Below are 26,452 nucleotides of genomic sequence, written 5' to 3'. Positions count from 1 at the left end.
TTCTTATGCGTTCTGATAGAGTGACTCGACTTGCTGTTGAAGCGATTCGTTCTCGAGGAACTCGTCGTACGTCGCTTCTTTGTCGACAATCCCGTTCGGCGTCACTTCGATGATGCGCGTGGCAATCGTCGAGATGAGCTGATGGTCATGCGAGCTGAAGAGGAGTACGCCTTTGAACGTTTCGAGACCGTTGTTGAGCGCTGTGATCGACTCGAGATCCAAGTGGTTCGTCGGATCGTCGAGGACGAGGACGTTCGAGTTCGAGAGCATCATTTTCGAGAGCATGCAACGCACTTTCTCTCCCCCTGAGAGGACAGATGCTTTCTTCATGACTTCTTCGCCTGAGAAGAGCATACGTCCGAGGAAACCGCGAAGGAACGTATCCGACTCGTCGGCTGGTGAGAACTGGCGTAACCAATCCAAGATGCTCTTATCCGAGCCTTCGAAGTATTCCGAGTTGTCTTTCGGGAAGTACGACTGTGTCGTCGTCACGCCCCATTTGACCGTACCCGTGTCCGGTTCCATCTCGCCCATGATGATTTTGAAGAGAGTCGTAATGGCAACGTCCGAACGGCCGACGAATGCGACTTTGTCCGTCTTGTTGAGTGAGAACGTGACGTTGTCGAGTACTTTGACGCCATCAATCGTCTTCGAGACGTTGTCGACGTAGAGCACGTCGTTCCCGATTTCACGTTCCATCGAGAAACCGACGAACGGATAGCGACGTGATGATGGACGGATATCGTCGAGCGTGATTTTATCGAGCAACTTCTTACGCGACGTCGCTTGACGCGCCTTCGAGGCGTTCGAGCTGAAGCGGGCGATGAAGTTTTGAAGTTCTTTGATTTTCTCTTCTTTTTTCTTGTTCTGGTCGTTGGCCATACGTGAAGCGAGTTGGCTCGACTCGTACCAGAAGTCGTAGTTACCGACGTACAATTGAATCTTCCCGAAGTCGAGGTCGGCCATGTGCGTACACACTTTGTTCAAGAAGTGACGGTCATGGGATACGACGATGACGGTGTTCTCAAAGTTGATCAAGAACTCTTCGAGCCATTGAATCGCCTTGAGGTCAAGACCGTTCGTCGGCTCATCGAGGAGAAGAATGTCAGGTTTGCCAAACAATGCTTGAGCAAGGAGGACTTTGACTTTCTCGCCACCTGTGAGCTCGCTCATGAGCTTGTGGTGTGACGCGTCCGTGATGCCGAGTCCTTGAAGGACCATGGCTGCTTCTGATTCGGCTTCCCAACCGTTCATCTCGGCGAATTCGCCTTCGAGTTCAGCCGCGCGCATACCATCTTCGTCAGAGAAATCTTCCTTCATATAGATGGCGTCTTTCTCTTTCATGACTTGATATAAACGCTCGTGGCCCATGATGACCGTCTCGAGTACCGCTTGGTCTTCGTACGCGTAATGGTCCTGTTTGAGGACGGCGAGGCGTTCGCCAGGCGAGAAGCTGACGTCACCTGTTGTCGTGTCTTGCTCACCGGCAAGAATTTTTAAGAATGTTGACTTCCCGGCGCCGTTTGCGCCGATCAAGCCGTAACAGTTGCCTGGTGTGAACTTGATGTTCACGTCTTCGAACAACTTGCGGCCACCGAATTGGAGACTTACGTTATTTACTGTAATCATGTATAGGATCCCTCGTTTTTCTGATTTGTTTACGACGTGTATTGTATCACGTTTTTTGAAAACGCGCAGTTGTGGGGAAAATGAAACAAACGTTGACGAGATTCGTATAGCTTGGTAAGGGGGAATTCAAATGAAAACATCGCTATCCATTCGCGAGGCATGGTCGAACTATTATCGGAAAGACTTTCTGCGCCTGTGGATGCTATTCATCATCACGGGCATCGGATCGTACTTCTTGTTTCGATCGGTCATCGCACCTAATCAAATAGACGAGATTTTAGCCCAGCTCGGGGATACGTTTGAATCGAGGGGATTGACGTTCGATTCGAGCGCGCGCGAGACGATGATCGCCTTGTTCGTGAACAATACCCGTGTCACGCTGTTTGCATTTCTATTCGGGTTGATCCCACTCTTCATTCCATACGTGTTCGTCGTCATCAACGCCGCGGTCATCGGCCTGGTCGCCATGCTCGTCGGGTTCGCTGGCGAATCTGTGATTCGGGTCATCGTGCTCGGCATCTTGCCGCACGGGATCACCGAGATCTCGGCCATCTTACTCGGAGCGGCGATGGGGTTATCGCTTAACCGTCATGTGTGGAAGAAGCTGCGCGGGAAAGAGACGGACGTCACATTCAAGGCGCTGTTTCTCGCTGGGGTGAAGACGTTCGTGTTGATTGCGGTTCCGCTCCTTGCGATCTCCGCTGTCATCGAGGCGTACGTGACCCCATTGTTATTACAGTGAAAAAGCCATCAACGATGGCTTTTTCAATTGAAGTGAGGTGTTGTCTCAACGCAACGGAGCGGGACGATGCCTTCTGCCGTGAAACGACAGTTCAATTGCCACACTTCCAGTCCATCCACGGTCGCGTCGCGAAGCCGTTGGCGAATCAAGGTGTCGTGTCTTCGGTTCGGATGACCGGTGAAGACGGGCGCGTCGTACAAGAAGACGTATAACAGCACGGCCCGACCGGTTTCCGGCAAGGTCGAGATGAGCGCCTCCAAGTGGCGGAGGAATCGTTTCGTCTCGACGGGCGCCTTGACCGCGTCTCGTGAAACATGAGGCATCGGCGTCACGAACAGTTCGGCGAGCGGGGTCTTCACTTCCATGTACACGCCATCGACGTTGAAGTCGAGGCGTGACGAGTCGATGAGGACTTCACGCTCCACGTGTTGGGCAGACGGGAAGACGTCGAGTTGTGTCGAGGACAATAGATGGGCGACATGGTCGTTGACTTGTCCTTGATGAATCCCGATCCATTGATTGTCCGTGTCCACTGAGATCGCCTCGACCGTGAACCGAGTCCGGCGTGTGGAAATCGGTGCCTCTGAGACGAGACATGGCACACCGTCAAAGACGAGGTCGCCGATTCGCCCCGTGACCGGACAGTGACACGCGACGATTTCATCGTCGAGCAAGACATCCATGATGAAGCGGTTGCGCCGCTTGACGATCGTGCCTTCCATCAACGGTCGTTCGAAACGGATCATCGTCAGTCGACGCGGGTGACCGTCGTGTCGAGCTCGAACGTGACGTTGCCGGCCAAGGCGCGCGAAATCATACAGCCGTCCTTCGCTTTTTTGGCGATCCGTTCGACGAGCGTGATGTCACGGTCTGTCGCCGTCTGTGGCACGTTGATGTTTGTCGCGTAGCGAATCGTCTCGTAGGTGAAGACACCGTTCGTCACGTCGACGATGCCTTCGGCGTCGATGGTGATGCCTTGGTGTGGCAGTTCGCTTCGACCGAGCATGGCCGCGAGCGTGATGATATAGCACGTCGCCGCAGCACCGAGCAACATCTCATCCGGGTTCGTGCCGACGCCGGGCCCGTCCATTTCCGGGGGAATCGATATCTGTGTCTTTAACCGTTCGGCCTCGATTGTTCCGACGTCGTTGCGTCCGCCGGTCCAATCGAGGTTCATTTGAAACGTATGCTTCATAAAAAATCGCCTCCAATGTCTCTATTCTAGAAGAGAACGATTGGAGGCGCATGTGTTATGCTCGCGCGCGTTCAGCGAACGTGCGGAGCGTCTGGATGATGACGTGGGTCGCTTTTTCCATGTTGTTGACGGAGACGTACTCGAACTTGCCGTGATAGTTCTCACCGCCCGTGAAGATGTTCGGGGTCGGGAGTCCCATATACGACAGTTGCGAACCGTCCGTACCACCGCGAATCGGTTCGATTTTCGGTTCGATTCCAAGTTCGCGCATGACGTCGGCGACCGTATCGACGATGTATTTCACTGGCTCGATTTTCTCGGCCATGTTGTAGTATTGGTCGTCCATTTTTAAGTCAACGCGAGCTTCGCCGTACTTCTGTTTCCATTCGACGACGAGCTTTTCAAGCAACGCTTTGCGCGCCTCGAACTTCGTGCGGTCGTGGTCACGGATAATGTATTGCAACGTCGTCGTCTCCACGTCGCCAGAGAAGCCGTTCAGATGGAAGAAGCCTTCGTAGTCGCTCGTATGCTCTGGGGCCTCATCAGCCGGAAGGCGGTTGTGGAACGCCATCGCCAATTTCATCGAGTTGACCATCTTGTTTTTGGCACTGCCCGGGTGGACGTTCGTCCCATGGAACGTGACCGTGGCACCAGCGGCGTTGAAGCTCTCATATTGGAGTTCGCCGAGGGGACCGCCGTCCATCGTATAGGCGAAGTCGGCGTTGAAGCGAGCGACGTCGAACTTGTGCGGGCCGCGTCCAATTTCTTCGTCCGGTGTGAAGGCGATCCGGACCGGTCCGTGCGGAATCTCCGGATGGGCCAATAAGTATTCGACCGCAGTGACGATTTCGGCCATACCGGCTTTGTCATCGGCACCGAGCAAGGTCGTGCCGTCTGTCGTGATGAGCGTATGTCCGACATAGCCGTCGAGCTCCGGGAAGTCACGCGGCGACAAGATGACTTGGAGCGCCTCGTTCAAGACAATATCGCCACCCTCGTAATGTGCGACGAGTTGCGGGTTGACGTTCGTCCCGGTGAAGTCGGTCGCCGTATCGACGTGGGCAAGTAAGCCGATCGTCGGTACATCATGGTCGACGTTACTCGGAAGTGTCGCGAACAAGTAGCCGTATTCATCCGTCTCGACGTCTGCGAGTCCAATCGCTTTCAACTCGGCCTCAAGATGACGAATCAAGTCCCATTGTTTCGCCGTCGACGGTGTCGTCTCACTCGTGAAGTCGGACTGTGTATCAATTTTTGCATACGTGATTAAACGTTCAATCAATTTCGATTGCATGGTCTACCTCCTCTGATCAATCTGTTCTCAATTAGTGTAGCATGAGAGCCGTTTTGAAAAGTATCGAAATTGTTTGAAAATAAAAAGAGAGGCGCGAAGGCCTCTCCGTGCCCGAGTTCTTCCCAAATCAAAACAGAAGAGGAAGTAGAAACGGTAACATGAATGATGTGAAGATGGCAGACAGACCCATCGCCGCTCCGCCCGTGGCCCCTGACAGTGGATGTTCCGTCGCGGCTTGGGCCGTTCCGATGCCGTGGCTGAGCGTCCCGAGCGCAAGTCCACGCGTGAACGGGTCGGTCACGTTGAAGCGCGTGAGAATCGTCGGACCGAGCATGGCCCCGAGAATCCCGCAAGCGACGGCGACCGAAGCGGCGAGTGCAGCGTCACCTTGTAATTGCCGTGCCAATTCTAAGGCAATCGGTGACGTTACTGATTTGACGGACAAGGCGAGCAAGACGTGATCCGTCAATTTGAGCGCGGTCCCTAAGCCAACAGCAACGAAAATCGTCGACAGCGTCCCGAACATGATGGCCCCGAGCGCCCGTTTCGCACGTGCGAGCAAGATGGGCAAGTTGCGATAGAGCGGCAATCCGAGTGCGACCGTAGCTGGTCCGAGCAGCGTCGTGATGGCGTCTCTGGCCGGGGCATATGTCTCGTACGTCTGTCCGGACAAGAGCAACACCACAATCAATGTCGCCGTACTCAAGAAGACGACGTTCGTAAACGGGGACGCCCATTTAAAGGACAGTTTGCGGCTGAACATGTAGACTCCGATGGTGACGAGCACCCAAAATAACGTCATGATGCTTCACCTCGTCTTCCGGAGATGAGGGCGGTAACGATGAGACCGACGAATAGACTGATGATCATGGCGGCAAAGAGCGGCACGCCTTCCACCTTTAATAAATCACTGTACGACATGAGTCCGACCGCGATCGGTATAAAGAAGAAGGCGAGATGCTTCGTTAAAAAACCAGCGCTGTCTTCAATCCACTCGACACGAATCAATTTGGTCATCAATAAGAGCAGTAAGAAAACCATGCCGATGACGCTCCCAGGAACTTTTAAATCAAGCGTCGCGACGATCCAATTGCCGAGTGCGCTCAAGCCAAACAAGAGCGAAAGGCCGATTACCCATTTGATAAGACGTTGCATATGTGACACCCTTTCGCGAATAAGTTCAAAACGTATGGATTCTCTCAAACTTTATCATCTAGGTCAAGAGAGAGGCGATGACAAAAAAGAGAATGGGTACGTACGTTCGCTGTGATACACTATGAGCATCCTATATAAACGAGGTGTGGAGATGGAACTACAAGCGGTAAAGCAGTTTATACAAACACATGGGATTAAGGACGGGAACGAAGTCTTGGCAGCATTCACGAAACGGATCAACTTGAAGCTCGTACCACGGACTGCTCGAGAAGAAGTGGCCATCGGACATTCAAAATTTGGCGGTTACCCAGATTTACCGAGTGTGTCGGACCATCCGGGAGAAAACTTGACGTTTTTAGCGCAATTTCGCTTGAGCGACTTCGTAGGCTTCGAGTCGGTCGAGGCGCTTCCGAAACAAGGATTGCTCTCTTTCTTTTATGATATGGAGGAACAGCCTTGGGGTGATGCGGATGAACGTCATCTTTGGCGAGTTTTCTACACCGAAACGACGACACTTGAACGGGTCCGGATCGGCGAGGCGCTCAATGAACGGGCCGTCGCGTTCGAGGAATCCTACGCACCGAACGTTGATACGTTATTCAATCTCATGACTGAAGACGAGTACATCGCCTTAGAAGAGTTGTTCGATGAAGGCGAGGTGCACGCGATCGGCGGACATCCGGACGAAGTGCAAAACGATGTGTTCGAAGAAGTGGAAGACACGTACGGTGACCGTTTCAGCGATCCGTTCCTCCTTTTCCAAATGGACTCGACAGAAGAGCTCGACGTCATGTTCGGTGACGCGGGTATTCTCTATTTCTTGATCCCGACCGATGCGCTCCGAGCCAAACGGTTTGAAGAGACCGAAATCATCATGCAATGCCATTGAACACAAAAAAGAGAGTTGGCCAATGTCCACGGTCAACTCTCTTTTTGAATTATGCTTGTTTTTTCTTACGGAACCGTGCGAAGAACTCATACACGATTGGGACGATGAGGAGCGTCAACAGCGTCGAACTTGTCAATCCGCCGATGACGGTCACACCGAGACCTTTCGAGATCAAGGCGCCGCCTTCGAGGCCGAGGGCGAGCGGTGCAAGGGCACCAATCGTCGCGAGCGCCGTCATGAGGATCGGACGGAGACGCGTACCGGCTGCCTCGAGCAATGCATCACGCGTCGAGAGACCGGCTTCTTCTTTATGAATGACGCGGTCAATCAAGACGATGGCGTTCGTGACGACAATCCCGATCAACATGAGCGCACCGATCAAGGCAGATACCGAGATGGTCTCACCTGTGATGAGGAGGGCGACAAGTCCCCCGATAATCGCGTAAGGGAGCGAGAACAGGACGACAAACGGCGTGACGGCACCACCGAACGTGATGACGAGCACCAAGTAAACGATGGCGACGGCCGCGAGCATCGCGAGACCGAGCTGGGTGAACGATTCTTCAATCTGTTCAGTGACACCACCGACATCATACGAGACGCCAGCCGGAAGCTCGATGTCAGCCACACGTTCCTCGATGGCAGCCGAAGCTTCCGTCGCTTTGTCTGTACTGAGTTCGACGTTGACACGAGCTAATAGTTTTCCATCGCGCTGGACGAGCGTGTCTGGTGTCGTGCCTTCCTCAGCTTCGATGAAGTCCGAGATTGGACGCGGTCCGAACGGCGTCGTTACTTCTTGTTCTTGCAACTCGTCAATGCTGTCGTACGTGACTTGTTCGGTCGGGATGACGACGTCGAGTTGTTTGTCATCAATCGTCACCGTCGAGAGCGGGCTCTCTTGCGCTTGGAACTGACCAATCGTCTGTGCGAGCTGAGCGGCCGAGACGCCTGCCTCAGCAGCAGCTTGTTGGTCGACGTTGAACGTGTACTGAACGTACGATTCACGCAAATCTGACGTTGCTTGACGGACATAGTCCGTTTCTTCTTCAATCGTCTCGATGAACGTCGGGACGATGGCTTCTAAGTCTTCGAGCGAGTTGGCATAGACGTTGTACGTCACACCGCTCGTCCCGGCACCGCCAGTGAAGTCTTGTTCTTTCCACTCACCGCCTGTGGCGAGTTCGTTCAAGCGTTCGACATCGGCGATTTTGACGTCAGCAAAGTCTTCCGTGTCCGGATCATACTGGACGATGAAGATTCCTTGTTTATTATTGCCAGGGTTGAGCGGGTTCTCACCACCGACCGTGAATTGAACGTCGGTCGCGTTCGCTTGCTCTTCCATGAAGTACGTCTCGGCAACTTCAGCTGCCGCGATTGAATCGTCAAGGGTTTGACCCGGTTCTGGGTCGAACGTGACGAAAAGCGTCTTCTCAGACTCTTGGTTCAAGAAGTTGACGCCGATGGCTGGGACGAGGGCGAAACTTCCAATTAGGAGTGCTGTCGCGAGACCAAAGACGACGAGTTTATGGTTGAGCGACCAGTTGAGGACGCCGCGATACCATTCGGCAAGCTTTCCGGGACCTTCTTCCGGTTTCAACTTGTCGCGGTTCTTGAAGAACGAGTCGGCCATCATCGGAACGACCGTGATCGCGACGAGAAGTGACGCGAGCAAGGCGAAGACGACGGTCAATGCGAACGGCAAGAACAGTTCACCAACGAATCCAGTAACGAAGCCTAGCGGTAAGAAGACGGCGATTGTGACAATCGTCGAAGACGCGATTGGGACGAACACTTCTTTCGTCGCAGCGATAATCAGTTCTTTGCCGCGCAATGTCTCGTTCGAACGTGTGAGGCGACGGTAAATGTTCTCAATGACGACGATGGAGTCATCGACGACCCGCCCGATGGCGACGGTCATCGCGCCGAGCGTCATGATGTTGAGCGTGATGTCGAGCTGTTTCAAGACGATCAACGCCATCAAGAGCGAGAGCGGGATGGAGATGACCGCAATAATCGTCGAGCGGAAGTTACGAAGGAACACGAGAATAATCAAGATGGCGAACAGACCACCGAGTAACGCTTTCGAGACCATCGTCTCGACCGATTCTTCAATCGGTTGGCCTTGGTCGAGCGTGACTGTGACGTTGGCCGTGTCATAGTCGGCTTCGAAGTCGGCGAGCACATCTTTGACGGCGTTGACGACATCGACGGTGTTCGCGTCTTGCGTTTTCGTCACTTGAATCCCGATGGAACGTTCCCCGTTCGACCGTGAAATCGATTCCTCGACGCCGCGGTCTTCAATCGTCGCGAGTTCGCTCAAGGCGACGGTCGGTACGGTTGTCGGGACGTTGGCAGGTGGGACGGCACCTGGCACTTCAGTCGGGACTTGTGGGGTCTCGCCAGTCGGAAGTTCCGTTGGCGCACCTGGCACCGGCTGTTCCGTTTGTGCGGGTGAGTACGGGATTTGGAGGTCGCGGAACGCTTCGAGCGTCTCCGACTTCCCGTCGATGACGACGGCTTGTTCCGTATCACCGAGTTCATATAGGCCGAGCGCGATGCGGGCATCGTTCGCTTGAATCAACTGTTTGACCGTGTCTTCCGTCAAGTTGTATTCGGCGAGTGCCTCCTCATCGAACTGAAGCTCGACACGACGAATCTCTTGTCCGGCGATTTGGACGGTCTGAGCGCCTTCGACCCCTTCAAGGGCCGGTTGTAACTCATCTTCGACCAATTTCGTCAATTCGGCCAAATCGAGACTCTCATCTGAGACGGCTGCCCCGATGACCGGGAATGCGTCAAAGCTGAGACGCGACACTTGCGGGTCTTGGACGGCTTCCGGCAACTCGACGTTGCTGAGCGCGTCTTTGACGAGTTGTTCAGCTTCTTCCATATCAGTGCTGAAATCGTAATCGATTTGAATGTTTGAAGCGTTCTGGAACGAAGACGATCGAACTTGTTCGACGCCGTTCAAGCTCTTCAAGCGTTCTTCGAGCACGGTACTGACTTCGTCGAGCACTTGTTCAGGTGAAGCGCCTGGGTAAATCGTCGTCACCGAGACGGTCGGTGTCGTGATGTCAGGCAACGTTTCTAGTTTCATCGTCAAGCCGGCGAAAATTCCGGCGGCCGTCAAGATGATCGTCATCAACCAGACTGCGAACTTGTTGTTGACGGAGAAGGACGTGATTTTCTGCATGGGGTTCATTTCTCCTCTGATGGGTTAGTCTGTTTTACCCGAATCGATGTTCCGGGCTCGCTCGATCAAGCGAGCGATAATGTCTTGTTTTAGGGCGGGAGGGGCGACGCCGACGTTAAAGTGCTCGGACATCATCATCCCTTCGAGTGCATAACGGATAATCATCGTCTCGACGGGGTCGCTCGTCTGTTGAAACGCTGAGAAGAACGTGTCGAGGTCGTGCTTCCACCGTTCGGCGTATTCCTGGTCGACAGCGAATAGCGTCAAGAAGGCAATCATTTTCTCGGCGTCGATGTGAATCGGTGAACGCTCGGGATGGAGTTTCGTCTCGTCAAACAGGCGAACGAACGCTTCGACAGGACCGTTGCCGTCGGCTTGAAGCGACTCGTACAACTCGTTTTGCTCGGTTTGAAGCCGTTCGACGATTGCGGTCAACAGCGCTTCTTTGGATGGATAATGATATAGGAGACCACCTTTCGAGACGCCAGCCGTCTTGGCGACTTCATCTAATGTAAGATGATGTACACCATGCTCCATGATGATATCCGTCGCGGCATCCAACAATTTCTGTTTCGTGATCATTGATCGGTTTGTCATGTCATACCTCCTTTCTGTACCGACCAGACGGTTTGTTCTCTTTTACTATAGGGGGATAGTCATTTTGAAGTCAAGGCATGATGATGTTAAAACTGTTAAGTTATGTGTTTATAACTATGGTAAACGATTTCAAAAAAAGGTTGACGTGAGAATGATTATCAGTGATGATAGTAACTGAGAGTAATTATCATTACCAATATTAGAGATGAATAAGTGGGGGATTATGAAATGAACAAAAAGTACATGGCACTTGGCCTTTCGGCTGCGCTCACGACATCACTTCTTGCGGCTTGCGCCAGCACAGAAGAAACGACGACTTCAAGCGACAACGAGACAGCAGAAGAGTCAAAAGTCGTCAATGTTTACTCGAGCCGTCACTATGATGTAGATAAAGAGCTTTACAAGCAGTTCGAAGAAGAGACAGGCGTGAAAGTCAACGTCGTCGAAGGGAAAAGCGATGAGTTGCTCGAGCGTTTGAACACAGAAGGCGACAACACGGAAGCCGATCTCTTCATCACAGCGGATGCAGGGAACTTGTATCAAGCGAAAGAAGCAGGACATCTGCAAGCGGTCGATAGCGACGTGCTTGAGTCAAACGTCCCTGAGAAATACCGTGACACAGACAAAGAATGGTTCGGTCTCACGAAGCGGGCCCGTGTCATCGTCTATGCGAAAGACCGCGTGAAACCAGAAGACTTGTCAACGTATGAAGCACTCACAGAAGAACAGTGGAACGGCAAAGTTCTCGTCCGTCCGTCTGAGAACATGTACAACATCTCGCTCCTCGCCTCGTTCATCGAAGTGAACGGTGTCGACCAGGCAAAAGAGTGGGCGAAAGGTATGGTCAATAACTTTGCACGCGACCCACAAGGAAACGACCGTGACCAAGCGAAAGCAGTCGTGGCCGGTGAAGGTGATGTCGCCATCATGAACACATACTATATGGGTCTCATGTTGAACTCGGAAGACGCGGAAGAGAAGAAAGTGGCTGAGCAACTCGGCGTCTTCTTCCCGAACCAAGACACGACGGGGACACACGTGAACATCTCAGGAATCGCGATGACAAAAGCATCGAAGAACTCAGATAACGCGAAGAAACTCATGGAATTCATGTCTGATCCGTCAGCACAAGAACAGTTCGCTAGCGCGAACTATGAGTATCCGGTCAACGAATCGGTTGAACCGAACGAACTCCTCCAATCATGGGGTGAGTTCAAAGAGCAAGACATCAACCTCTCGGCACTTGGAGAACATCAACAAGAAGCCATCCGTCTCTTCAACGAAGCGGGCTGGAAATAAGAAGACTTCGGCTTGAACAAACGTTCAGGCCGAAGATTTTTGCGTTTCTCGACAAGCTAGCGGTACAACGAGAGCGTTGAACCTGATATGATGGGACAGGAAGTGACTGAACGAAAGAACGGGAGTTGTACGACATGAACTGGTACGCGCTGAAACGACAACTGAATGGATGGGCCATCCTCAGCTTTATCGCGCTGGTGTTCATCGTCCTGCCAGGCGTCGTCGTCTTGGTCGAACTGTTCGCACCGGTCAACGACAACTGGCAACACATCCGCGAGTACTTGTTACCGACTTATGTGCGCAATACGCTGTTCATCATGCTCGCGACCGGATTGTTGACGACCATCATCGGGACGAGCTTGTCTTGGTTCGTCACCGTCTATGATTTTCCGTTCCGTCGGTTCTTCAAATGGGCGCTCATCTTACCGCTCGCCATCCCACCTTATATCGGTGGATACACGTATCATGGAATCTTGAACTATACGGGCGTCATCCAGACGACGCTGCGCAATGAGTTCGGTATCACCGTCGACCAGACGTACTTCAACATCATGACGATTCAAGGGACGGTGTTCATCTTCACGCTGTTCTTGTATCCATACATTTATACGATCACGCGGGCCTTCCTGCACAATCAATCGTCCTCGATGATTGAGAACGCCCGCATCCTCGGCCGCGGCTCATGGGACATCTTCTTCACTGTCGTCATCCCGATCTCGCGCGTCGCCATCATCGGCGGGGTCAGCCTCGTCTTGATGGAAGTATTGAACGACTATGGGGTCGTCAAATACTTCGGGATTCAGACGTTCAGCACGGCCATCTTCAGTACATGGTTCGGGATGAAAGATACGTCCTCGGCGCTCAAACTCGCCGGGACGCTCATGATTCTTGTTATCGCCATCTTGACGATGGAACGGCTCGTCCGGGGGCGGAAGCAGTTCAGCTATGCGACGACAAAAGTGAAGCCGCTTAAACCGAGACAATTGACCGGGTGGCACCGCTACGCCGTGTTCGGCTATGTGGCGACCATCTTCGCCGTCGCGTTTCTCATCCCGTTCGTACAACTCGTCGCTTGGACGGTATTGACGTTCGAGCAAGTGTTCACGGCCGAGTTTTTCCGCCTCGTCTGGAACACGGTGAGCGTGGCGTTCATTGCGACCGTGATCATTCTCGTGTTCGCGCTCATCATCGCGAACTACACGCGCCTGTTCCCGTCGAATATGACACGCGTCATCTCGAAAGTGACGACGCTCGGTTATTCGATCCCGGGAGCGGCCATCGCCATCGCCGTCATCACGTTGTTCTTGCTGCTTGATGAGTGGGTGTTGAACGTGGCGCTCGCTTTGGACTTAGGCCAGACGTTCGTATTCAGAACGACACTCATCATGCTCATCTTCGCCTACGTCATCCGCTTCCTCGCCATCGGCTATAACTCGATCGAGAGTGGATTTGAGAAAGTCGGGAAGTCGTTCACGGAAGCGTCACGCATGCTCGGGTGGGGGACGGTACAGACGTTCTTCCGGGTCGATATCCCGATGATTAAAGGGGCGATCATGAGCGCGTTCATCCTCGTCTTTATCGATATTATGAAAGAATTGCCGCTGACGCTGTTTTTACAGCCATTCAATTTTTCGACGCTCGCCACACAGGCGTTCAAATATGTCAGTGACGAGAAGATACATGAGGCAGCGCTCGCCTCAATCGTCATCGTGCTCATGAGCGGACTGTTGATCTTTGTGTTCCATAAGGTGCTTGATAAGGAGGCCGACTAATGTTTGTTCAAATCAACGATTTACACTTCAGCTATAAAGGTGCGCAAGCCGAGACGATTAAAGGATTCTCAATCTCGATCACGAAAGGTGAAATCGTCTCGCTTCTCGGTGACAGCGGTTCTGGGAAGAGTACGATTTTACGCCTCATCGCAGGGCTTGAGATGCCGAATCAAGGCGTCGTCGTCGTTAACGACTGTGTCTGTTGCGACGATTGCCAGTTCATGCCGCCTGAACAGCGTGGTGTCGGGATGGTGTTCCAAGACTATGCGCTCTTCCCGCATATGACCGTTGAGAAGAACATCCGCTTCGGTCTGCATAAATTGAGCCGGAAAGAGCGGAACGAGCGTGTCGAAGAGATGCTGACGCTCGTAAACCTGTCCGAGTTCCGTCACCGCTATCCGTATGAGCTCAGTGGTGGTCAGCAACAGCGTGTCGCGCTCGCGCGTGCGCTCGCACCGAAACCATCGCTCCTCATTTTAGATGAGCCGTTCAGCAACTTGGACACGTCGCTCCAACATCGCATTCGGGACGATTTGCGCCGCCTCCTCAAACAGACGGGGACGACGACGATCTTCGTTACCCACGATGAAGAGGACGCGGAGGCGCTCGCTGACCGTATCGTCTATCTCGGCGAAGGCAAAATCAAAAAACAGATCATGACGGAGAACAATAAGACGTTCAACCCGCAGATTCCGTGTTTCGTCTAAACGAAAAAGCATTCCTCATCGAGGGATGCTTTTTTGCTTGAAGTTGCAAGTTGATAAAAAGCACCCACAGATGGCGGTCTGTGGGTGCTTCGATCATCACTTCGTCTGTGCGGAAGGACTCGACTCGTTCCCGAGTTGATCGATCGCTGTCACGTAATACGCTGCCTGCTCGTTCGTGACTTCGATGCTCTTCCGGGCGTGCGACGGGATACTTTCGATATGTGTCGCTTCACCGTCGACCATTTCGTAGACGCGATAGCCGATGACGGCGTCGTCACGGACGGCGTGCCACGTCAATAAGTTCCCGCGGAGTTCGACGCTCGTCGGTGCGTCGAGTTCGACTGTCGACTTGATCTCGCTATCGACGAGTTCGGTGTAGACGACGAAACGTTGGTCATAGCCGCCGTCTCCGAAGGTGCCGGAACACGTGATCAAGTTCAAATGCCGACTCGACGTAGCACCGAAAATTGCTTCGATCGGGGCGTTGCTCGTGTCATAACTCTCTGTCTTTGTGACACGAAACCGCAACGTGTTACCGGTCTCGTCGATAATCGTCACGGCATCGCCTGTCTTCAGCTGATCGAGTTCATAGAAGACGGCGGGGCCGGTCTTGCTGTCGACGTGTCCGGCGATGACGGCGTTGCCTTTACTGCCGGGTTTGACGCCCGGTTCGAACCAACCGACTTGGTTCTCGTCTTTTGGGACGCCCATCTGTCCATTGTCGAGCACACCGACTTGTTCAATCGCGGTGTCGACGTCAACGGTTGGGATTTGAAGTTGGACGGGTGTCGCGGCCTTGGCACTTTCCTCTTCCTCGGCTAATCGGAGCTTCTTCACCTCTTCCTGTAGAAGTGAGAATTCAGCCGATAAATCTGGGCTCTCCTCTATTTGTTTTTCTTCTACAGGTGGTGACGACGATTCTTGGGCGCTCGTCCACGTCCAGAAGCCAAAACAAAAGAGAGAGAGCGCCAGAAACAAATGGCGCTTGTTCATGGGGCTCCCTCCTTATTGATTATTGAACAGATTGTTTACGGTTACGAAGCGTTACAAAGGCGAGCAAGATTCCGCCAAGTACAGCAAGGCCAGCGTAGAGCGTGTTCATTGATTGTTCTTGTGCACCACCGAGACCTGTTTCAGGCATCTCTTCAGGCATTGTTGTTTCAGCGAACTTGTCAGGCATTTGTGTCACGATCGCGTTACCGAGTGTCTCACCAACACCGAACATGAACGCGTATCCTTCACGGAATGACATCCAAGCGGCATCCGCGTCACCAGCTACATACTGATCGAACGTTTGAAGCACGAGGGCCTCATGTTGTTTGATGGCTTCTTGGCCAGCTTCTTGTGGCAAGTTACCTTCTGTCGCTGCATCGAGGAATGTGCTGAAATCGACAGCGAACTGGTCGAGCTTCATGCGTGCTTCTTCAATTTTAGCTTCATCGCCTTCGAGTGTAGCGGCAACGATGTCACCTTGGGCTGTGATGTGGTTCCCGTTCCATACTTTTTCGAATTGGGCCGCACCTTCATCACCGTAGACTGAACCGATGGCTGCTTTGAAATCGAGTGTGTTCTGATCTTCAGCCCAGCTCACGTAGTCGAAGTCTTCTGCTTGATCGTAGCCTTTTTGCATGCCGATTGCTGCGAGTGCGAAGTGTTCACCAGCAAGGCTGTTCAATGTTGAACGAAGCTCGACGGCTGGTGTGTCAGCAGCAGTTTCAAATTTGTCAGGCATCTGTGTGACGATTGCGCCTGAGAGGGCTTTACTGATGTCGAACATGAGCTTGTACCCTTCACGGTACGTCATGTATGCCGACTCGTAGTCACCTGCGACATAGTTGTCGAATACTGAGAGAACTTGGTCTTCGTGAAGCTCAAGTACGTCAGCAGCAGCGTCTTTCGGTAAGTTACCTTCTGTTGCTGCATCAAGGAATGTTGAGAACTCTTCGACGAATTCGTCGACCTCAGCTTCAGCGTCAGCACGAAGCTCTTTGTCTTCTGATTTAGCCGCTTCAACGAAGTCAGCTGAGTAGTCGTTGTGACCAGCGAAGATGTCTTCGAACTGGGCTGCGCCCTCATCTCCATAAATTGAAGCGATGGCCGGTGTCATGTCGAGTGCGTTTTGATCGAGTGCCTTCATCGCGACTTCAGCGTCTGGTGCTCCATCATATGCTTTCATCATCGATGTGACGGCTAAGACGTAATGCTCAGACAGTAATTGGTCGAGCGTGGCTCGTAAGTCACCTGCTGGTGTGCTTGCTGTCGGTGCGTGATCCGCTGCCTGTGCATTCAATGGTACGAGTAAGCCGAGTGCGAGTGCCGGTGCTACAATCTTGTTCATTGTTTTCTTCTTCATGGGTAATCGCTCCTTTTTTTGAGTGGTTGTCGTTGTTTACACCCATCTAACGGAGCGGTTCAAAAAATGGATCACTCTTTTTTTATTTTTTTTCGTTTTTTTGTTGAAGTGTGCGATAAACCCCTGGTGCGACGCCATATTTTCGTTTAAAGATACGATGAAAATATGGATAGGAGCGGAATCCGGACAGCTCGGCAATCCGTTCGAGAGAGTGTTGGGTATACTGCATCTGTTCTTCGGCGAGCTGGAGTCGAATCGATTGAGCATAGGCGACAATCGTCATACCGGTCACTTCTTTAAATAAGTGGACGGTCCGCGATACACTGAGCCCGACCGCGTCGGCGACGTCCGCCACTTTGAAGTCGCTTGTAACGTTTCCTTCTATATAACGCATCATGCGTGACACGACAGGTGGTCGCACGTTTGCTTGCACTTCTTGGACTGAACGGTCGAGCATGAGGAGCAAGGCTTCAATCAGTGTTTCAATCAAGTCCGGACTTTGTTCAGTCGTCGGGCGTCGCGCCTCTTCGGTGATATGCTGCCAGAGTGACAACAAGCGAGGGTCGATCGAGATGGACGTGATGCGGGAACGATCGACCGCCACCCACCATGCATCGAGGGTCAGACCGTCACAGAAAAGATGATAATCCCCGCTTGCCGGGGTATCGACATGCAGTTCGTACGCGTCACCAGGTTTAACGAGCAACAGGTCGCCAGGCCGTGCCGTATACGTCTTCCCATTGACGACGATGCGCGCCGTGCCTTCTGTTTGCAAGCGAATCAAATACGTCTCCAACCGATTGGGAAAAGGAAAAGTATAGGTCGTTGTATGATACGAATAGCCACAAAAGCCAATTTCCATCGAATCATCCTTTCTTAATAGCAAAATCGTGCATATTTTCATCATATCATGGATAGAAATCAAGGCGACGAGCGGGTACGATGAAATCGACAGAACGTATGAGGAGGATGAAACATGAAACAATGGTGGAAAGAAGCGGTCGTCTATCAAATTTACCCGCGTAGCTTTAATGACTCGAACGGTGACGGGATTGGGGACATCCCTGGAATCACTGAGAAGATGTCGTATTTGGCGGAACTCGGCATCGATGTCATCTGGCTATCGCCGGTGTACGATTCACCGAACGACGACAACGGATACGACATCCGCGATTACCGGGCCATCATGGATGAGTTCGGAACGATGGACGATTTCGATGCGATGCTCGAAGAAGCGCATCGTCACGGCATCAAAATCATGATGGACCTCGTCGTCAACCATTCGTCGGACGAACACCAATGGTTCATGGAATCGCGATCCTCAAAAGACAGCCCGTACCGAGACTACTACATTTGGAAAAAAGGCGAGAACGGTCAGCCACCGACGAACTGGGGTGCTTTCTTCGGAGGGAGTGCGTGGCAATACGATGAGGCAAGCGACGAATACTACTTGCACCTGTTCAGCAAAAAGCAACCAGACTTGAACTGGGAGTCAGAGACGTTGCGCCGTGAAGTATACGATTTGATGACGTACTGGCTCGATAAAGGGGTCGATGGTTTCCGGATGGACGTCATCAACATGATCTCGAAAGATCCGAGCTATCCAGACGGGGAGACGCGTGGGACAGGTTATGGGGACGGCACACCGTTCTTCTTCAACGGACCGCGCATCCATGAGTTCATGCAGGAGATGAATCGTGAGGTCTTGTCGAAATACGATACGATCACGGTCGGTGAGATGCCTGGCGTCAGCGTCGATGAGGCGAAGCTATATACGGGAACAGACCGTGATGAGTTGAACATGGTGTTCCATTTCGAACACGTCGACGTCGGCAACGGCAGTTTCGGCAAATGGAACCCGACGGACTGGAAGTTGACGGATTTGAAGACAATCTTCTCGCGTTGGCAGGAAGGTCTTGAGGAAGATGGCTGGAACAGTCTCTATTGGAGCAACCATGATCAACCGCGAGCCATCTCACGGTTCGGGAACGACTCGGACGAATACCGTGTCGTCTCCGGTAAGATGCTGGCGACGCTCCTGCACATGTTGAAAGGGACGCCTTACATCTATCAAGGTGAAGAGTTCGGGATGACGAACGTGGCGTTCGACTCGATCGATGAGTACCGCGATATCGAGACGCTCAACGCGTATCGGGATTACACGACGAACGGACTGTTGACGCATGATGAGATTTTCCGCGGCATTCACGCACGTGGGCGCGACAACTCACGGACGCCGGTCCAGTGGTCGGCCGAGGCGCAAGGCGGATTCACGTCCGGCACGCCTTGGATCGGGGTCAACCCGAACTATGTGACCGTGAACGCGGAAGCGGCACGACGCGATCCGGACTCGCTCTTCCATTACTATCGCCAATTGATTCAGCTCCGGAAACAACATCCGATTGTCGTTTACGGGAAGTATGAGTTGTTGCTGCCGGACGATGAAGCGGTATACGCCTTCACACGTACGTTCGAAGGCGAGACGTGGCTCGTGCTCTGCAACTTCTCAGCTGAGACGGTGACGCGGGAGCTGCCGTATGACGTGACAGAACGCGTCATCGGCAACATGGAACCAATCGAGCCGTTCACGCTTCGTCCGTACGAAGCGCAAGTGTATAAAGTGTGACGAAAAAAACTCGCCTCCTTGGCGAGTTTTTGTTGTGTCGTTAGTAAAGATGACCCGTTTCGGGAATAGGGATAGTAGAGTCTGACCGAAAGGGGGAAACACGATGAATACGTTAATTGCTTATTCGACCCGCTACGGGACGAGTGAGAAAGTTGCTCATTTGTTGGCGGAGCGGCTTCCAGGAGACGTTCACATCCAAAATGTAGTCGAGCAGCCGGATGTCGAGTGGGAGACGGTCGATCATGTGATTGTCGGCAGCTCGATCCGGATGGGCAAAATTCAAGACGAGATGACGGCTTGGCTGCACAGGAACGAAACCCAACTGCTCAAACGACCGCTCGGCCTCTATTTATGTGCCGGTACGCCGACTGCGGCCGAACGGCAACGAGAACTCGAGGATGCTTATCGAGAAGTGTTGCGGGCACATGCTTATTTCGTCGAAGTCGTCGGCAACGGCTATGATTTCGAACGAATGGGCTTTCTCGACAAAGCCATCGTCCGCATGATGGCGAAACAGACGGTGAGTTCACTCAATTTAGATGAGGCGATGCTCGATGAACTCGTCGAGTCGGCTCAAGCGTCATTGCGTACGCGATCGGAAAACCCATAAGCGAATAAATCATGGGCCTCGATCGGGCTACTCGTGGAGATGAGTACATCTCCACTTTTTTGTTCGCCTTCAATCCGACGGAGCATGACGTTCGTCAATTGCCCGCCGACTTTCAACGCGACCGGGGCCGAGTTACGGCAAATGACGTCCTCGATCGTGACGTGATCGGTCCGGTTATCGCCGCCGAACAGTTCGATGTCGGCCCGTCCCGAAGTAAACCCGCTCGCCGCAATCCGTTTCAAGCGGACGTTCCGAGACTTGTATTGAACGGCGAGCGCCGGATTTCCACGATAGTCATATTCAGGATTCCCAATCGCCGTGAACCCGTGAATGAACACGTCTTGATACGCTGATATGACGAGGCTACGCGCAGAAGACTTCTTATAAAGACTCGAACGGACCGGCTCCATCGAGACGAGGTTCGTCCCTGAAAGGAAGCGTGCCGTCTTCGACTGCGGATCATCAGCCAAGTGGTGGCTGATGTGCCGGAAGTTGAACGAGCGATTATCGTGATATGAGAAGTGTCCGAATATGTGGACGTCGTGAGCGGCTGAAGACGTCCCGTGCGCCTTCACTTCGACGCCCCCGAAGCAACCCTCGCTCATATTGTTGACGAGTGTGACATGGCGTGACCCGTCATCAATCTCGATTCCGTTCGAGTTCGAGAATCCATGGGCATGGGTGCGTCCGTGTGGATGATGACAATAGCAGTTCGTGATATAGATGGCGTCACTATGGTGGGTCGTGATGCCATCGTCGCCATAATTCGTCGCCTCGCAATGATCGAGCCACACGTAGCGGCTGCCTTTTTTGGCGCGTAATCCGTCTCCCAAGTAATGATAGTGGGGTGCAGTGATATCAAAGGCATGCAGTCCCGCGTTTTTCGCCGTGACGTGATGGATCCAACCGAATTTGACGTGTGCGAACGTCAACGCGCTCGAAGCGGTATCGCCACTCGACGTCCGGTCGACGTCACCGAGGCGCTCCACGTTCCAGTCGAGCGTCAAATGTGCGACTTCGATATGGTGGTTGCCGGCGAAGGGAGTCGCATTTCGAAGTAATCGTCGATGTTTCGGTGCCCGGTCTGAGAGCTTGATGATCGTTTCCTGCTGGCCGGCCCCTTCGAGCACGCAGTTCGACGGGATACGGATGCCGCGGACGATATATACGCCGGCCGGCACGTGGACGTGGCGGCTCGACCTGAGGGCGAGCCGAAAAGCGAGCGTGCAATCCGTCTGCCCATCCCCGATGGCGCCATAATCGGTGACGTCGACGTGCTGACGCGTCATTTGTCTCAAGTTCAAGTGCTCGGCGTCGAGCCGGCGCATCCACACCGGGCGGACGATTCCTTCTACTATTTCAAGCGGCAACGAACTCGTCACTGGAACGATACGCTCCGTCATTGGCAAATGGGAGAGATAAGTTTTTGCTTGATCGGGATAGGCCGTACGTCGAGTCGCCTCATGCCAATCGAGTGTTTCCGTCAGTAACTTATCAAGTGCCCAATTCGAATGCTGGGCGATCGTGGCGGCAATGTTCGAACGGTCAATGTATGCTGTCATATGGTTCATCCTCCTAGCGTTCACTACAATTGGATGTACCCGTTTTAGAAGTATTTTTAGCAAACCGAAGTATTTAGTAGACAGAAGCATTTATCCATGATATATTCTATATGTGCTTAATTAAGAATAGCTGGAAACATAATTCACAAAACGCTTTGGATTATTTTTCGTTTAAGATAATCCTAGAGGTTTGTGATTTTTTATTGGTCAGTTTTTTCTAGTAAGGCACTACTAGAACGCACAGCGTTTATTTCAGGAGGGTTCATTATGAACACAGGTAAAGTAAAATGGTTTAACTCAGAAAAAGGTTACGGCTTCATCGAAATGGAAGGCGGAGACGACGTATTCGTACACTTCTCAGCAATCCAAGGCGACGGCTTCAAGACACTTGAAGAAGGCCAAGCAGTAACTTTCGAAATCACTGACGGAGCTCGTGGACCACAAGCTTCTAACGTTGAAAAAATCTAATCTTCCTTTCTAAGGAATTTTATAACCTGCTCGCTTCGGCGAGCAGGTTTTTTGTTGTCCGCGTGTTTAATCACTTGCCCCGGGGGAATCAATATACGAGTGACTACCACAAGGAGGTTTTTCAGAATGGATGCAATGCAAACGGCAAAACAGATTTTAGATCATAGTAACGTAGGGACAATGGCAACGGTTTATAAAGGGAAGCCGCACAGCCGTTATATGACATTTTTCCATGATGACTTGACGCTCTACACCGCAACTTCGAAAGAAACGGATAAAGTGGATGAACTGAAAAATAATCCGTATACGCATATTTTGATTGGCTATGACGGGGACGGCGTCGGGGATACGTACCTCGAGATTTTAGGCGAGACGAGTGTATCTGACGATGAATCGATGAAAGAAAAGGTATGGAACGAGAAACTCGAAGGTTGGTTCGACGGTCCGGATGATCCAAAACTCGTCATCTTAAAAATCTCGCCGCAATCGATGCGCGTGATGAATAAAAAAGGACAGCCGCCTCAAGAAGTGAACCTGTAATTCAAACAAAGACGTCCCGAGTGGGCGTCTTTTGTAATTGACCAATTTCCAAAAAGTGACTGACCTGTGACACACATATGAACGAAACGTGAACTTTTGTCCTAACCTATGTGAAAAGATGAACATGGATGGTATATTGTGAATGTAATCACATATAAGTCATCATTCACTCATTCTAAGGAGGAATTATCATGTTCACAAAATTTTGGCAGAACCACAACGTCGCCACCGGTATTTTGACAGTCCTTCGCGTCTGGCTCGGCTATCACTGGCTCACAGCAGGTTGGGGCAAAATCACAGGCGGATTTGGTTCAGAAGGATATCTTCAAAACGCAGCTTCTCTCGCCACGGGTGATCACCCAGCCGTTGCCGGTTGGTGGGCAGCATTCCTTGAAAACTTCGCCATCCCGAACGCAGCCTTGTTCGATGTGTTGATCCCATACGGTGAATTCCTAGTCGGTCTTGGACTCTTAGTGGGTGCCCTCACACGTAGCGCAGCCTTCTTCGGTCTCGTCATGAACATGGCGTTCTTGCTCTCAGGTACGGTCAGCACGAACCCGACGATGTTAATCGTCTCAGTCCTCATTCTCGTCGCAGGCTACAATGCTGGTAAACTTGGCGTCGATGGATTGTTCCTTCGCAAGTTCGTGGAAACAAAAGTCATGCATCGTTCACCAAATCGTCAAATAGCGTAACGACTTTATGACGTTCTCCTGTGACAAACCTCACCACTTTCGGCTACGATGAACGTAGCATCGATTGAAAAGGAGAACGAATATGAACGCGACACATTTTAAATGGCTCGGATACACAGAAGGAGTGTCTTTCTTACTCTTGTTGCTCATCGCGATGCCGCTCAAGTATTTGGCGGGCATGCCGCTCGCTGTCAGTATCGTCGGCGCGGCCCATGGTTTCCTGTTCGTCGCTTACGTGGCGGCAGCCGTCTATATGGCATGGCGTTTCAACTGGGGCTTCAAAGTGTTGGTCCTCGCCGTCATGGCGTCGGTCATCCCACTCGGACCGTTCTTGTTAGAGAAACGCGTCCTTCCATCAACAGAAAAGACATCGAACTGAAAAACGTTCGATGTCTTTTTGTGTTCACGCACTTTCTGCTTTCGCTGACACATTTGCTTTTTCGGCAGAGATGTCGTGACGGATCCGATACATCGCGAACAACGTGATGGTGAGCAGGCAGAGCATACAAATCGTATAGAGTGAAGCGACCGGCATCCATTCGCTCAATAGGCCAAACACGATGAATCCGAACGGTGTGATGCCCATGGCGAGGGATTCGAGAACACCGATCACGCGACCGAGATAACCTGGTTCCGTGTTCGTCTGTAAATAGAGCTGAATGGGGATATTGATGCGGATGATGAAGAATCCGCTTAAACGGATGTGGGGAGAAGTTAATCCCGTTTATACGTGAAGCCGTCGAAAAGCTCCCAGAAGGATTCTACCGGACGCATTTGACCGAACTATTACAAAAAATCAAGGGCTGACGCGTCAGCCCTTGAACGTTTGAATGAGTGTCCCTTTGCCGTCCTCGACTTGAATCGAGGCGTGGGCACCGTTGATGAGTGTCATTTGCGGCGGGACGTGCCCGCAATCGATATCGTAAATGACAGGTACGTCGAGCAATTCCTGCAGTTCCGTATACACGTCTTCTGCCGTGTAGCCTTGGACGGGCTGTTGGGCCGCACTGCGCCCGAACAAAATGCCAGACGTATGATCAAACCAACCGGCCCACTTCATTTGAAGCAGGGTCCGTTTGAGTGCCGTAACATCGAGCTCGGCGTTCTCGAAATACCAAAGAATCGGCTCCCCGTCCAAATGGGTCTGGTGGAACGTGGCGACATCTCCATACGGTGTGCCGATGGTATGCAACAAGACGTCGATACAGCCGCCGAGCAATCGTCCGGTCGCCTCTGTCCCGCCGAGTGATTTCCACTCCGTCGGTTCGGTCAAATGATAGACGTGCGGGCTTGGGTTCTCATGCTGCCACTCTTTTTGGAACTGTTCCGAGGCGAGCTGGATGACCGTCTCGCCTTCTTTTGCTGATACGACGTCGAGCCAACGCGAGCTTGTCGCGTCCCATTCTTCGCCGCGTAGGTCGACAAGGTTCGTCCCGTGGGCCGAAGCGATACCGGTCTTGAGCGTGTACACGAATAGGAATAAGCTGACGTCAGAATAGCCGAGCATCCATTTCGGTGGGAGCGCGTCCCAGTCGATAGCGTCTAGCAACTCAATCAAGAGGACGCCGCCCCATGGCGGGATAATCAAATCGATCCCATCATCGTGGAACAACCGCGTCAATTCATCGGCCCGGACTTTTGCCGGTGCCGATTTCGCCTTGTCTTGCGTCCAGACCGATGACTCGAATTGGAGCGTGAACCCATGGCGGGTGAATGTCGCCTCGGCCTCATGGAGCAGTCCATGTAATTCAGCGGGAACGCCAGACGAAGGGGCCGTCACACCGAAGTGATGTCCGGTCAATTGTGGATAACGAATCATGTGAGCCTCCTGTGGATAAGTGATAGATGGGAATGCGGGAACGGGTTATCCACATGTGGACAATTATTTTTGACGCATACGTTCTGCGTGTTGGATGCCCCAAGCGTTCATCGTCTCGAGCACCGGAATCAACGTCTTCCCATACTCGCTCAAGCGATAGTCCACACGAGGCGGAACTTCGGGATAGACGGTGCGGATGATGATGTCGTGCTCCTCTAAATCGCGAAGCTGTGCCGTCAAAATCTTTTGACTGATATTTGGGAGCGAGCGTTTCAATTCGCTGAACCGTAACGTGTCCCCATTAATGAGCGCGAGTAAAATCGACGGTTTCCATTTCCCCGTGATCAGCTCGAGCGCGGTATCGACTTCGCAACTTGAAATCAATGGCATCAGTCTCACTCCTCTCTACAGTATCCTTGAGGTAACTATACCACCTTTTTGTGCCGTCTTCTGTCGATTCTACTTAGCGGGTATACTGAGAAAGAGGTGATCAAGGATGAACTTAACAAACATTAAACTCGGCGCCGTCACATTGCGCGTCAACGATTTAGAAACGATGAAAACATATTATGAGCGCGTCATCGGAATGGATGTACTCGAGACGACCGAGAATCGTGTCACGCTCGGAACGAGTGAGGTGGCGCTCGTCGTCTTACATGAAGTGAGCGGCGTGCGTCCGAATCCACGAACAGCTGGCTTGTTCCATATGGCGATTCTATTGCCAAACCGTGTCGAACTCGGACGGATCCTTCGTCATTTGATTGAACAACGGATTGAAGTCGGACAAGGCGATCATTTGGTCAGTGAGGCGTTCTATTTGAGCGACCCGGAAGGTAACGGCATCGAGCTCTACGCCGATCGTCCCCGCGAGCAGTGGGAATATGAAGCGAACGGTCATGTGAAGATGTCGACGGACCCAGTTGAATATGAATCGATGCTCGAGGCGGCGGCCGACCGTCCGTTCACGGGTCTTCCGAACGGGACGACGATGGGGCATGTCCACTTCAAAGTACGTTCCCTAGAAGCGGCAAAATTATTCTATCAAAATCGTCTCGGTTTCAAGGTGACGACCGATTCGTATCCGGGCGCCTTATTTTTAGCGGCCGACGGGTATCATCACCACATCGGCGCGAACGTCTGGGCCCGACCAAGCCAGCCGATGGGACAAGAGGCCGGTCTGGAGGCGTGGACGCTCTTGGTCGATACGGCCACGAATCGCGAACTCGGCGGGACGACATCGGAGTGGTCGCTTACCGATGACGACGGCATCACGGTCAATATAAAAAGCGTGGACTAATGTCCGCGCT

General features: G+C 52.4%; 27 protein-coding genes. 12 read left to right on the top strand and 15 right to left on the bottom strand.

Annotated features, from left to right (window positions below):
- Positions 1-3: 3 nt before the first annotated feature.
- Positions 4-1,629 (bottom strand): ABC-F family ATP-binding cassette domain-containing protein, encoded by a 1,626-nt coding sequence (locus KNP67_RS07900; protein WP_024370935.1) that lies wholly within the window; start codon positions 1,627-1,629, stop codon positions 4-6.
- A 130-nt stretch (positions 1,630-1,759) separates the two neighbouring features.
- Between KNP67_RS07900 and KNP67_RS07895 the strand changes: the two genes are divergently transcribed.
- Positions 1,760-2,371 carry a stage II sporulation protein M gene (locus KNP67_RS07895; protein ID WP_214756418.1) on the top strand — a complete coding sequence of 204 codons (612 nt, stop codon included), beginning with the start codon at positions 1,760-1,762 and terminating at the stop codon, positions 2,369-2,371.
- Between the two features lie 23 nt (positions 2,372-2,394).
- Here the strand turns inward: KNP67_RS07895 and KNP67_RS07890 are convergent, their stop codons facing one another.
- The 5 genes from KNP67_RS07890 to KNP67_RS07870 form a co-directional block, all read right to left on the bottom strand.
- On the bottom strand, positions 2,395-3,117 hold the full coding sequence (locus tag KNP67_RS07890) for a DNA/RNA nuclease SfsA (RefSeq protein WP_214756417.1): 723 nt from the start codon (positions 3,115-3,117) through the stop codon (positions 2,395-2,397).
- A 2-nt stretch (positions 3,118-3,119) separates the two neighbouring features.
- Entirely contained in the window at positions 3,120-3,566 is a 447-nt protein-coding gene (locus KNP67_RS07885; RefSeq protein WP_214756416.1) for an SACOL1771 family peroxiredoxin, read from the bottom strand.
- A gap of 55 nt (positions 3,567-3,621) precedes the next feature.
- Positions 3,622-4,860 (bottom strand): peptidase T, encoded by a 1,239-nt coding sequence (gene pepT, locus KNP67_RS07880; RefSeq protein WP_214756415.1) that lies wholly within the window; start codon positions 4,858-4,860, stop codon positions 3,622-3,624.
- Between the two features lie 127 nt (positions 4,861-4,987).
- Positions 4,988-5,662, bottom strand: coding sequence for an LrgB family protein (locus KNP67_RS07875; protein ID WP_214756414.1), 675 nt, complete (start codon positions 5,660-5,662; stop codon positions 4,988-4,990).
- The gene (locus KNP67_RS07870; protein WP_214756413.1) at positions 5,659-6,015 is read right to left on the bottom strand and encodes a CidA/LrgA family protein; all 357 of its coding nucleotides are present in this window, start codon (positions 6,013-6,015) and stop codon (positions 5,659-5,661) included. The genes KNP67_RS07875 and KNP67_RS07870 overlap by 4 nt, the downstream gene beginning before the upstream one ends.
- Positions 6,016-6,166: 151 nt before the next feature.
- Here KNP67_RS07870 and KNP67_RS07865 point away from each other — a divergent pair, with 151 nt between their 5' ends.
- Complete coding sequence (locus tag KNP67_RS07865) at positions 6,167-6,904, top strand: YwqG family protein (protein ID WP_214715151.1); 738 nt, start codon at positions 6,167-6,169, stop codon at positions 6,902-6,904.
- A 49-nt stretch (positions 6,905-6,953) separates the two neighbouring features.
- Here the strand turns inward: KNP67_RS07865 and KNP67_RS07860 are convergent, their stop codons facing one another.
- Together KNP67_RS07860 and KNP67_RS07855 are read right to left on the bottom strand one after the other, a co-directional pair.
- On the bottom strand, positions 6,954-10,097 hold the full coding sequence (locus tag KNP67_RS07860) for an efflux RND transporter permease subunit (RefSeq protein WP_214756411.1): 3,144 nt from the start codon (positions 10,095-10,097) through the stop codon (positions 6,954-6,956).
- 24 nt (positions 10,098-10,121) lie between these two features.
- Positions 10,122-10,694, bottom strand: coding sequence for a TetR/AcrR family transcriptional regulator (locus KNP67_RS07855; RefSeq protein ID WP_058765396.1), 573 nt, complete (start codon positions 10,692-10,694; stop codon positions 10,122-10,124).
- Between the two features lie 228 nt (positions 10,695-10,922).
- On the opposite strand from KNP67_RS07855, the gene KNP67_RS07850 reads away from it, so the two are divergent.
- The 3 genes from KNP67_RS07850 (at position 10,923) to KNP67_RS07840 (ending at position 14,472) form a co-directional block, all read left to right on the top strand.
- On the top strand, positions 10,923-11,993 hold the full coding sequence (locus tag KNP67_RS07850) for a Fe(3+) ABC transporter substrate-binding protein (protein ID WP_021068046.1): 1,071 nt from the start codon (positions 10,923-10,925) through the stop codon (positions 11,991-11,993).
- A 134-nt stretch (positions 11,994-12,127) separates the two neighbouring features.
- Positions 12,128-13,765, top strand: a complete 1,638-nt coding sequence (locus KNP67_RS07845; RefSeq protein WP_214756410.1) for an ABC transporter permease — start codon at positions 12,128-12,130, stop codon at positions 13,763-13,765.
- Positions 13,765-14,472: an ABC transporter ATP-binding protein gene (locus KNP67_RS07840; RefSeq protein ID WP_021068048.1), complete on the top strand. Its 708-nt coding sequence runs from the start codon at positions 13,765-13,767 to the stop codon at positions 14,470-14,472. Before KNP67_RS07845 ends, KNP67_RS07840 begins: the two co-directional genes overlap by 1 nt.
- A gap of 96 nt (positions 14,473-14,568) precedes the next feature.
- Here the strand turns inward: KNP67_RS07840 and KNP67_RS07835 are convergent, their stop codons facing one another.
- From KNP67_RS07835 to KNP67_RS07825, 3 genes are all read right to left on the bottom strand, one after another.
- Complete coding sequence (locus KNP67_RS07835) at positions 14,569-15,465, bottom strand: class F sortase (RefSeq protein WP_214756409.1); 897 nt, start codon at positions 15,463-15,465, stop codon at positions 14,569-14,571.
- Between the two features lie 19 nt (positions 15,466-15,484).
- The gene (locus KNP67_RS07830) at positions 15,485-16,825 is read right to left on the bottom strand and encodes a globin family protein (RefSeq protein ID WP_214756408.1); all 1,341 of its coding nucleotides are present in this window, start codon (positions 16,823-16,825) and stop codon (positions 15,485-15,487) included.
- 82 nt (positions 16,826-16,907) lie between these two features.
- A complete protein-coding gene (locus KNP67_RS07825; RefSeq protein ID WP_035385701.1) occupies positions 16,908-17,687 on the bottom strand; it encodes a helix-turn-helix domain-containing protein in 780 nt (259 codons plus the stop codon).
- 114 nt (positions 17,688-17,801) lie between these two features.
- On the opposite strand from KNP67_RS07825, the gene KNP67_RS07820 reads away from it, so the two are divergent.
- Both KNP67_RS07820 and KNP67_RS07815 read left to right on the top strand, forming a co-directional pair.
- Positions 17,802-19,451, top strand: coding sequence for a glycoside hydrolase family 13 protein (locus KNP67_RS07820; RefSeq protein WP_131471653.1), 1,650 nt, complete (start codon positions 17,802-17,804; stop codon positions 19,449-19,451).
- A 103-nt stretch (positions 19,452-19,554) separates the two neighbouring features.
- Complete coding sequence (locus KNP67_RS07815) at positions 19,555-20,061, top strand: flavodoxin domain-containing protein (protein ID WP_214709715.1); 507 nt, start codon at positions 19,555-19,557, stop codon at positions 20,059-20,061.
- Here KNP67_RS07815 and KNP67_RS07810 read toward each other — a convergent pair.
- The gene (locus KNP67_RS07810) at positions 20,025-21,623 is read right to left on the bottom strand and encodes a glycoside hydrolase family 55 protein (RefSeq protein ID WP_214756407.1); all 1,599 of its coding nucleotides are present in this window, start codon (positions 21,621-21,623) and stop codon (positions 20,025-20,027) included. The two genes, KNP67_RS07815 and KNP67_RS07810, sit on opposite strands and share 37 nt — an antisense overlap.
- A gap of 267 nt (positions 21,624-21,890) precedes the next feature.
- Here KNP67_RS07810 and KNP67_RS07805 point away from each other — a divergent pair, with 267 nt between their 5' ends.
- The 4 genes from KNP67_RS07805 to KNP67_RS07790 all read left to right on the top strand — a co-directional run bounded on the left by KNP67_RS07805 (position 21,891) and on the right by KNP67_RS07790 (position 23,705).
- Positions 21,891-22,091, top strand: coding sequence for a cold-shock protein (locus tag KNP67_RS07805; RefSeq protein WP_016507985.1), 201 nt, complete (start codon positions 21,891-21,893; stop codon positions 22,089-22,091).
- A gap of 126 nt (positions 22,092-22,217) precedes the next feature.
- Positions 22,218-22,631: a pyridoxamine 5'-phosphate oxidase family protein gene (locus tag KNP67_RS07800; protein WP_131471649.1), complete on the top strand. Its 414-nt coding sequence runs from the start codon at positions 22,218-22,220 to the stop codon at positions 22,629-22,631.
- A 191-nt stretch (positions 22,632-22,822) separates the two neighbouring features.
- Positions 22,823-23,326, top strand: a complete 504-nt coding sequence (locus KNP67_RS07795) for a DoxX family protein (protein ID WP_029596303.1) — start codon at positions 22,823-22,825, stop codon at positions 23,324-23,326.
- A gap of 82 nt (positions 23,327-23,408) precedes the next feature.
- Positions 23,409-23,705 (top strand): DUF3817 domain-containing protein, encoded by a 297-nt coding sequence (locus tag KNP67_RS07790; RefSeq protein WP_029596302.1) that lies wholly within the window; start codon positions 23,409-23,411, stop codon positions 23,703-23,705.
- Positions 23,706-23,729: 24 nt separating this feature from the next.
- On the opposite strand, the gene KNP67_RS07785 is transcribed toward KNP67_RS07790, so the two are convergent.
- The 3 genes from KNP67_RS07785 to KNP67_RS07775 all read right to left on the bottom strand — a co-directional run bounded on the left by KNP67_RS07785 (position 23,730) and on the right by KNP67_RS07775 (position 25,535).
- Entirely contained in the window at positions 23,730-23,939 is a 210-nt protein-coding gene (locus KNP67_RS07785) for a hypothetical protein (RefSeq protein WP_242678974.1), read from the bottom strand.
- Positions 23,940-24,137: 198 nt separating this feature from the next.
- Positions 24,138-25,145: a S66 family peptidase gene (locus KNP67_RS07780; protein WP_214756406.1), complete on the bottom strand. Its 1,008-nt coding sequence runs from the start codon at positions 25,143-25,145 to the stop codon at positions 24,138-24,140.
- A gap of 63 nt (positions 25,146-25,208) precedes the next feature.
- Positions 25,209-25,535 carry a winged helix-turn-helix transcriptional regulator gene (locus tag KNP67_RS07775; RefSeq protein ID WP_214756405.1) on the bottom strand — a complete coding sequence of 109 codons (327 nt, stop codon included), beginning with the start codon at positions 25,533-25,535 and terminating at the stop codon, positions 25,209-25,211.
- A 106-nt stretch (positions 25,536-25,641) separates the two neighbouring features.
- Here KNP67_RS07775 and KNP67_RS07770 point away from each other — a divergent pair, with 106 nt between their 5' ends.
- Positions 25,642-26,442: a VOC family protein gene (locus tag KNP67_RS07770; RefSeq protein ID WP_214756404.1), complete on the top strand. Its 801-nt coding sequence runs from the start codon at positions 25,642-25,644 to the stop codon at positions 26,440-26,442.
- The last annotated feature ends 10 nt before the right edge of the window (positions 26,443-26,452 follow it).

Origin of the sequence: Exiguobacterium sp. s157 (assembly GCF_018618205.1) — a bacterium.
GTDB lineage: Bacteria > Bacillota > Bacilli > Exiguobacteriales > Exiguobacteriaceae > Exiguobacterium > Exiguobacterium chiriqhucha.
The sequence above is the reverse complement of the archived record's forward strand: the minus strand, read 5'-3'. Positions and strand labels throughout refer to the sequence as shown.

Bases quoted from the DNA above. Each gene is read 5' to 3' on its own strand.
- KNP67_RS07900 (WP_024370935.1), bottom strand. From the start codon at position 1,629: ATGATTACAGTAAATAACGTAAGTCTCCAATTCGGTGGCCGCAAGTTG.
- KNP67_RS07895 (WP_214756418.1), top strand. From the start codon at position 1,760: ATGAAAACATCGCTATCCATTCGCGAGGCATGGTCGAACTATTATCGG.
- KNP67_RS07890 (WP_214756417.1), bottom strand. From the start codon at position 3,117: ATGATCCGTTTCGAACGACCGTTGATGGAAGGCACGATCGTCAAGCGG.
- KNP67_RS07885 (WP_214756416.1), bottom strand. From the start codon at position 3,566: ATGAAGCATACGTTTCAAATGAACCTCGATTGGACCGGCGGACGCAAC.
- pepT (WP_214756415.1), bottom strand. From the start codon at position 4,860: ATGCAATCGAAATTGATTGAACGTTTAATCACGTATGCAAAAATTGAT.
- KNP67_RS07875 (WP_214756414.1), bottom strand. From the start codon at position 5,662: ATGACGTTATTTTGGGTGCTCGTCACCATCGGAGTCTACATGTTCAGC.
- KNP67_RS07870 (WP_214756413.1), bottom strand. From the start codon at position 6,015: ATGCAACGTCTTATCAAATGGGTAATCGGCCTTTCGCTCTTGTTTGGC.
- KNP67_RS07865 (WP_214715151.1), top strand. From the start codon at position 6,167: ATGGAACTACAAGCGGTAAAGCAGTTTATACAAACACATGGGATTAAG.
- KNP67_RS07860 (WP_214756411.1), bottom strand. From the start codon at position 10,097: ATGCAGAAAATCACGTCCTTCTCCGTCAACAACAAGTTCGCAGTCTGG.
- KNP67_RS07855 (WP_058765396.1), bottom strand. From the start codon at position 10,694: ATGACAAACCGATCAATGATCACGAAACAGAAATTGTTGGATGCCGCG.
- KNP67_RS07850 (WP_021068046.1), top strand. From the start codon at position 10,923: ATGAACAAAAAGTACATGGCACTTGGCCTTTCGGCTGCGCTCACGACA.
- KNP67_RS07845 (WP_214756410.1), top strand. From the start codon at position 12,128: ATGAACTGGTACGCGCTGAAACGACAACTGAATGGATGGGCCATCCTC.
- KNP67_RS07840 (WP_021068048.1), top strand. From the start codon at position 13,765: ATGTTTGTTCAAATCAACGATTTACACTTCAGCTATAAAGGTGCGCAA.
- KNP67_RS07835 (WP_214756409.1), bottom strand. From the start codon at position 15,465: ATGAACAAGCGCCATTTGTTTCTGGCGCTCTCTCTCTTTTGTTTTGGC.
- KNP67_RS07830 (WP_214756408.1), bottom strand. From the start codon at position 16,825: ATGAAGAAGAAAACAATGAACAAGATTGTAGCACCGGCACTCGCACTC.
- KNP67_RS07825 (WP_035385701.1), bottom strand. From the start codon at position 17,687: ATGGAAATTGGCTTTTGTGGCTATTCGTATCATACAACGACCTATACT.
- KNP67_RS07820 (WP_131471653.1), top strand. From the start codon at position 17,802: ATGAAACAATGGTGGAAAGAAGCGGTCGTCTATCAAATTTACCCGCGT.
- KNP67_RS07815 (WP_214709715.1), top strand. From the start codon at position 19,555: ATGAATACGTTAATTGCTTATTCGACCCGCTACGGGACGAGTGAGAAA.
- KNP67_RS07810 (WP_214756407.1), bottom strand. From the start codon at position 21,623: ATGACAGCATACATTGACCGTTCGAACATTGCCGCCACGATCGCCCAG.
- KNP67_RS07805 (WP_016507985.1), top strand. From the start codon at position 21,891: ATGAACACAGGTAAAGTAAAATGGTTTAACTCAGAAAAAGGTTACGGC.
- KNP67_RS07800 (WP_131471649.1), top strand. From the start codon at position 22,218: ATGGATGCAATGCAAACGGCAAAACAGATTTTAGATCATAGTAACGTA.
- KNP67_RS07795 (WP_029596303.1), top strand. From the start codon at position 22,823: ATGTTCACAAAATTTTGGCAGAACCACAACGTCGCCACCGGTATTTTG.
- KNP67_RS07790 (WP_029596302.1), top strand. From the start codon at position 23,409: ATGAACGCGACACATTTTAAATGGCTCGGATACACAGAAGGAGTGTCT.
- KNP67_RS07780 (WP_214756406.1), bottom strand. From the start codon at position 25,145: ATGATTCGTTATCCACAATTGACCGGACATCACTTCGGTGTGACGGCC.
- KNP67_RS07775 (WP_214756405.1), bottom strand. From the start codon at position 25,535: ATGCCATTGATTTCAAGTTGCGAAGTCGATACCGCGCTCGAGCTGATC.
- KNP67_RS07770 (WP_214756404.1), top strand. From the start codon at position 25,642: ATGAACTTAACAAACATTAAACTCGGCGCCGTCACATTGCGCGTCAAC.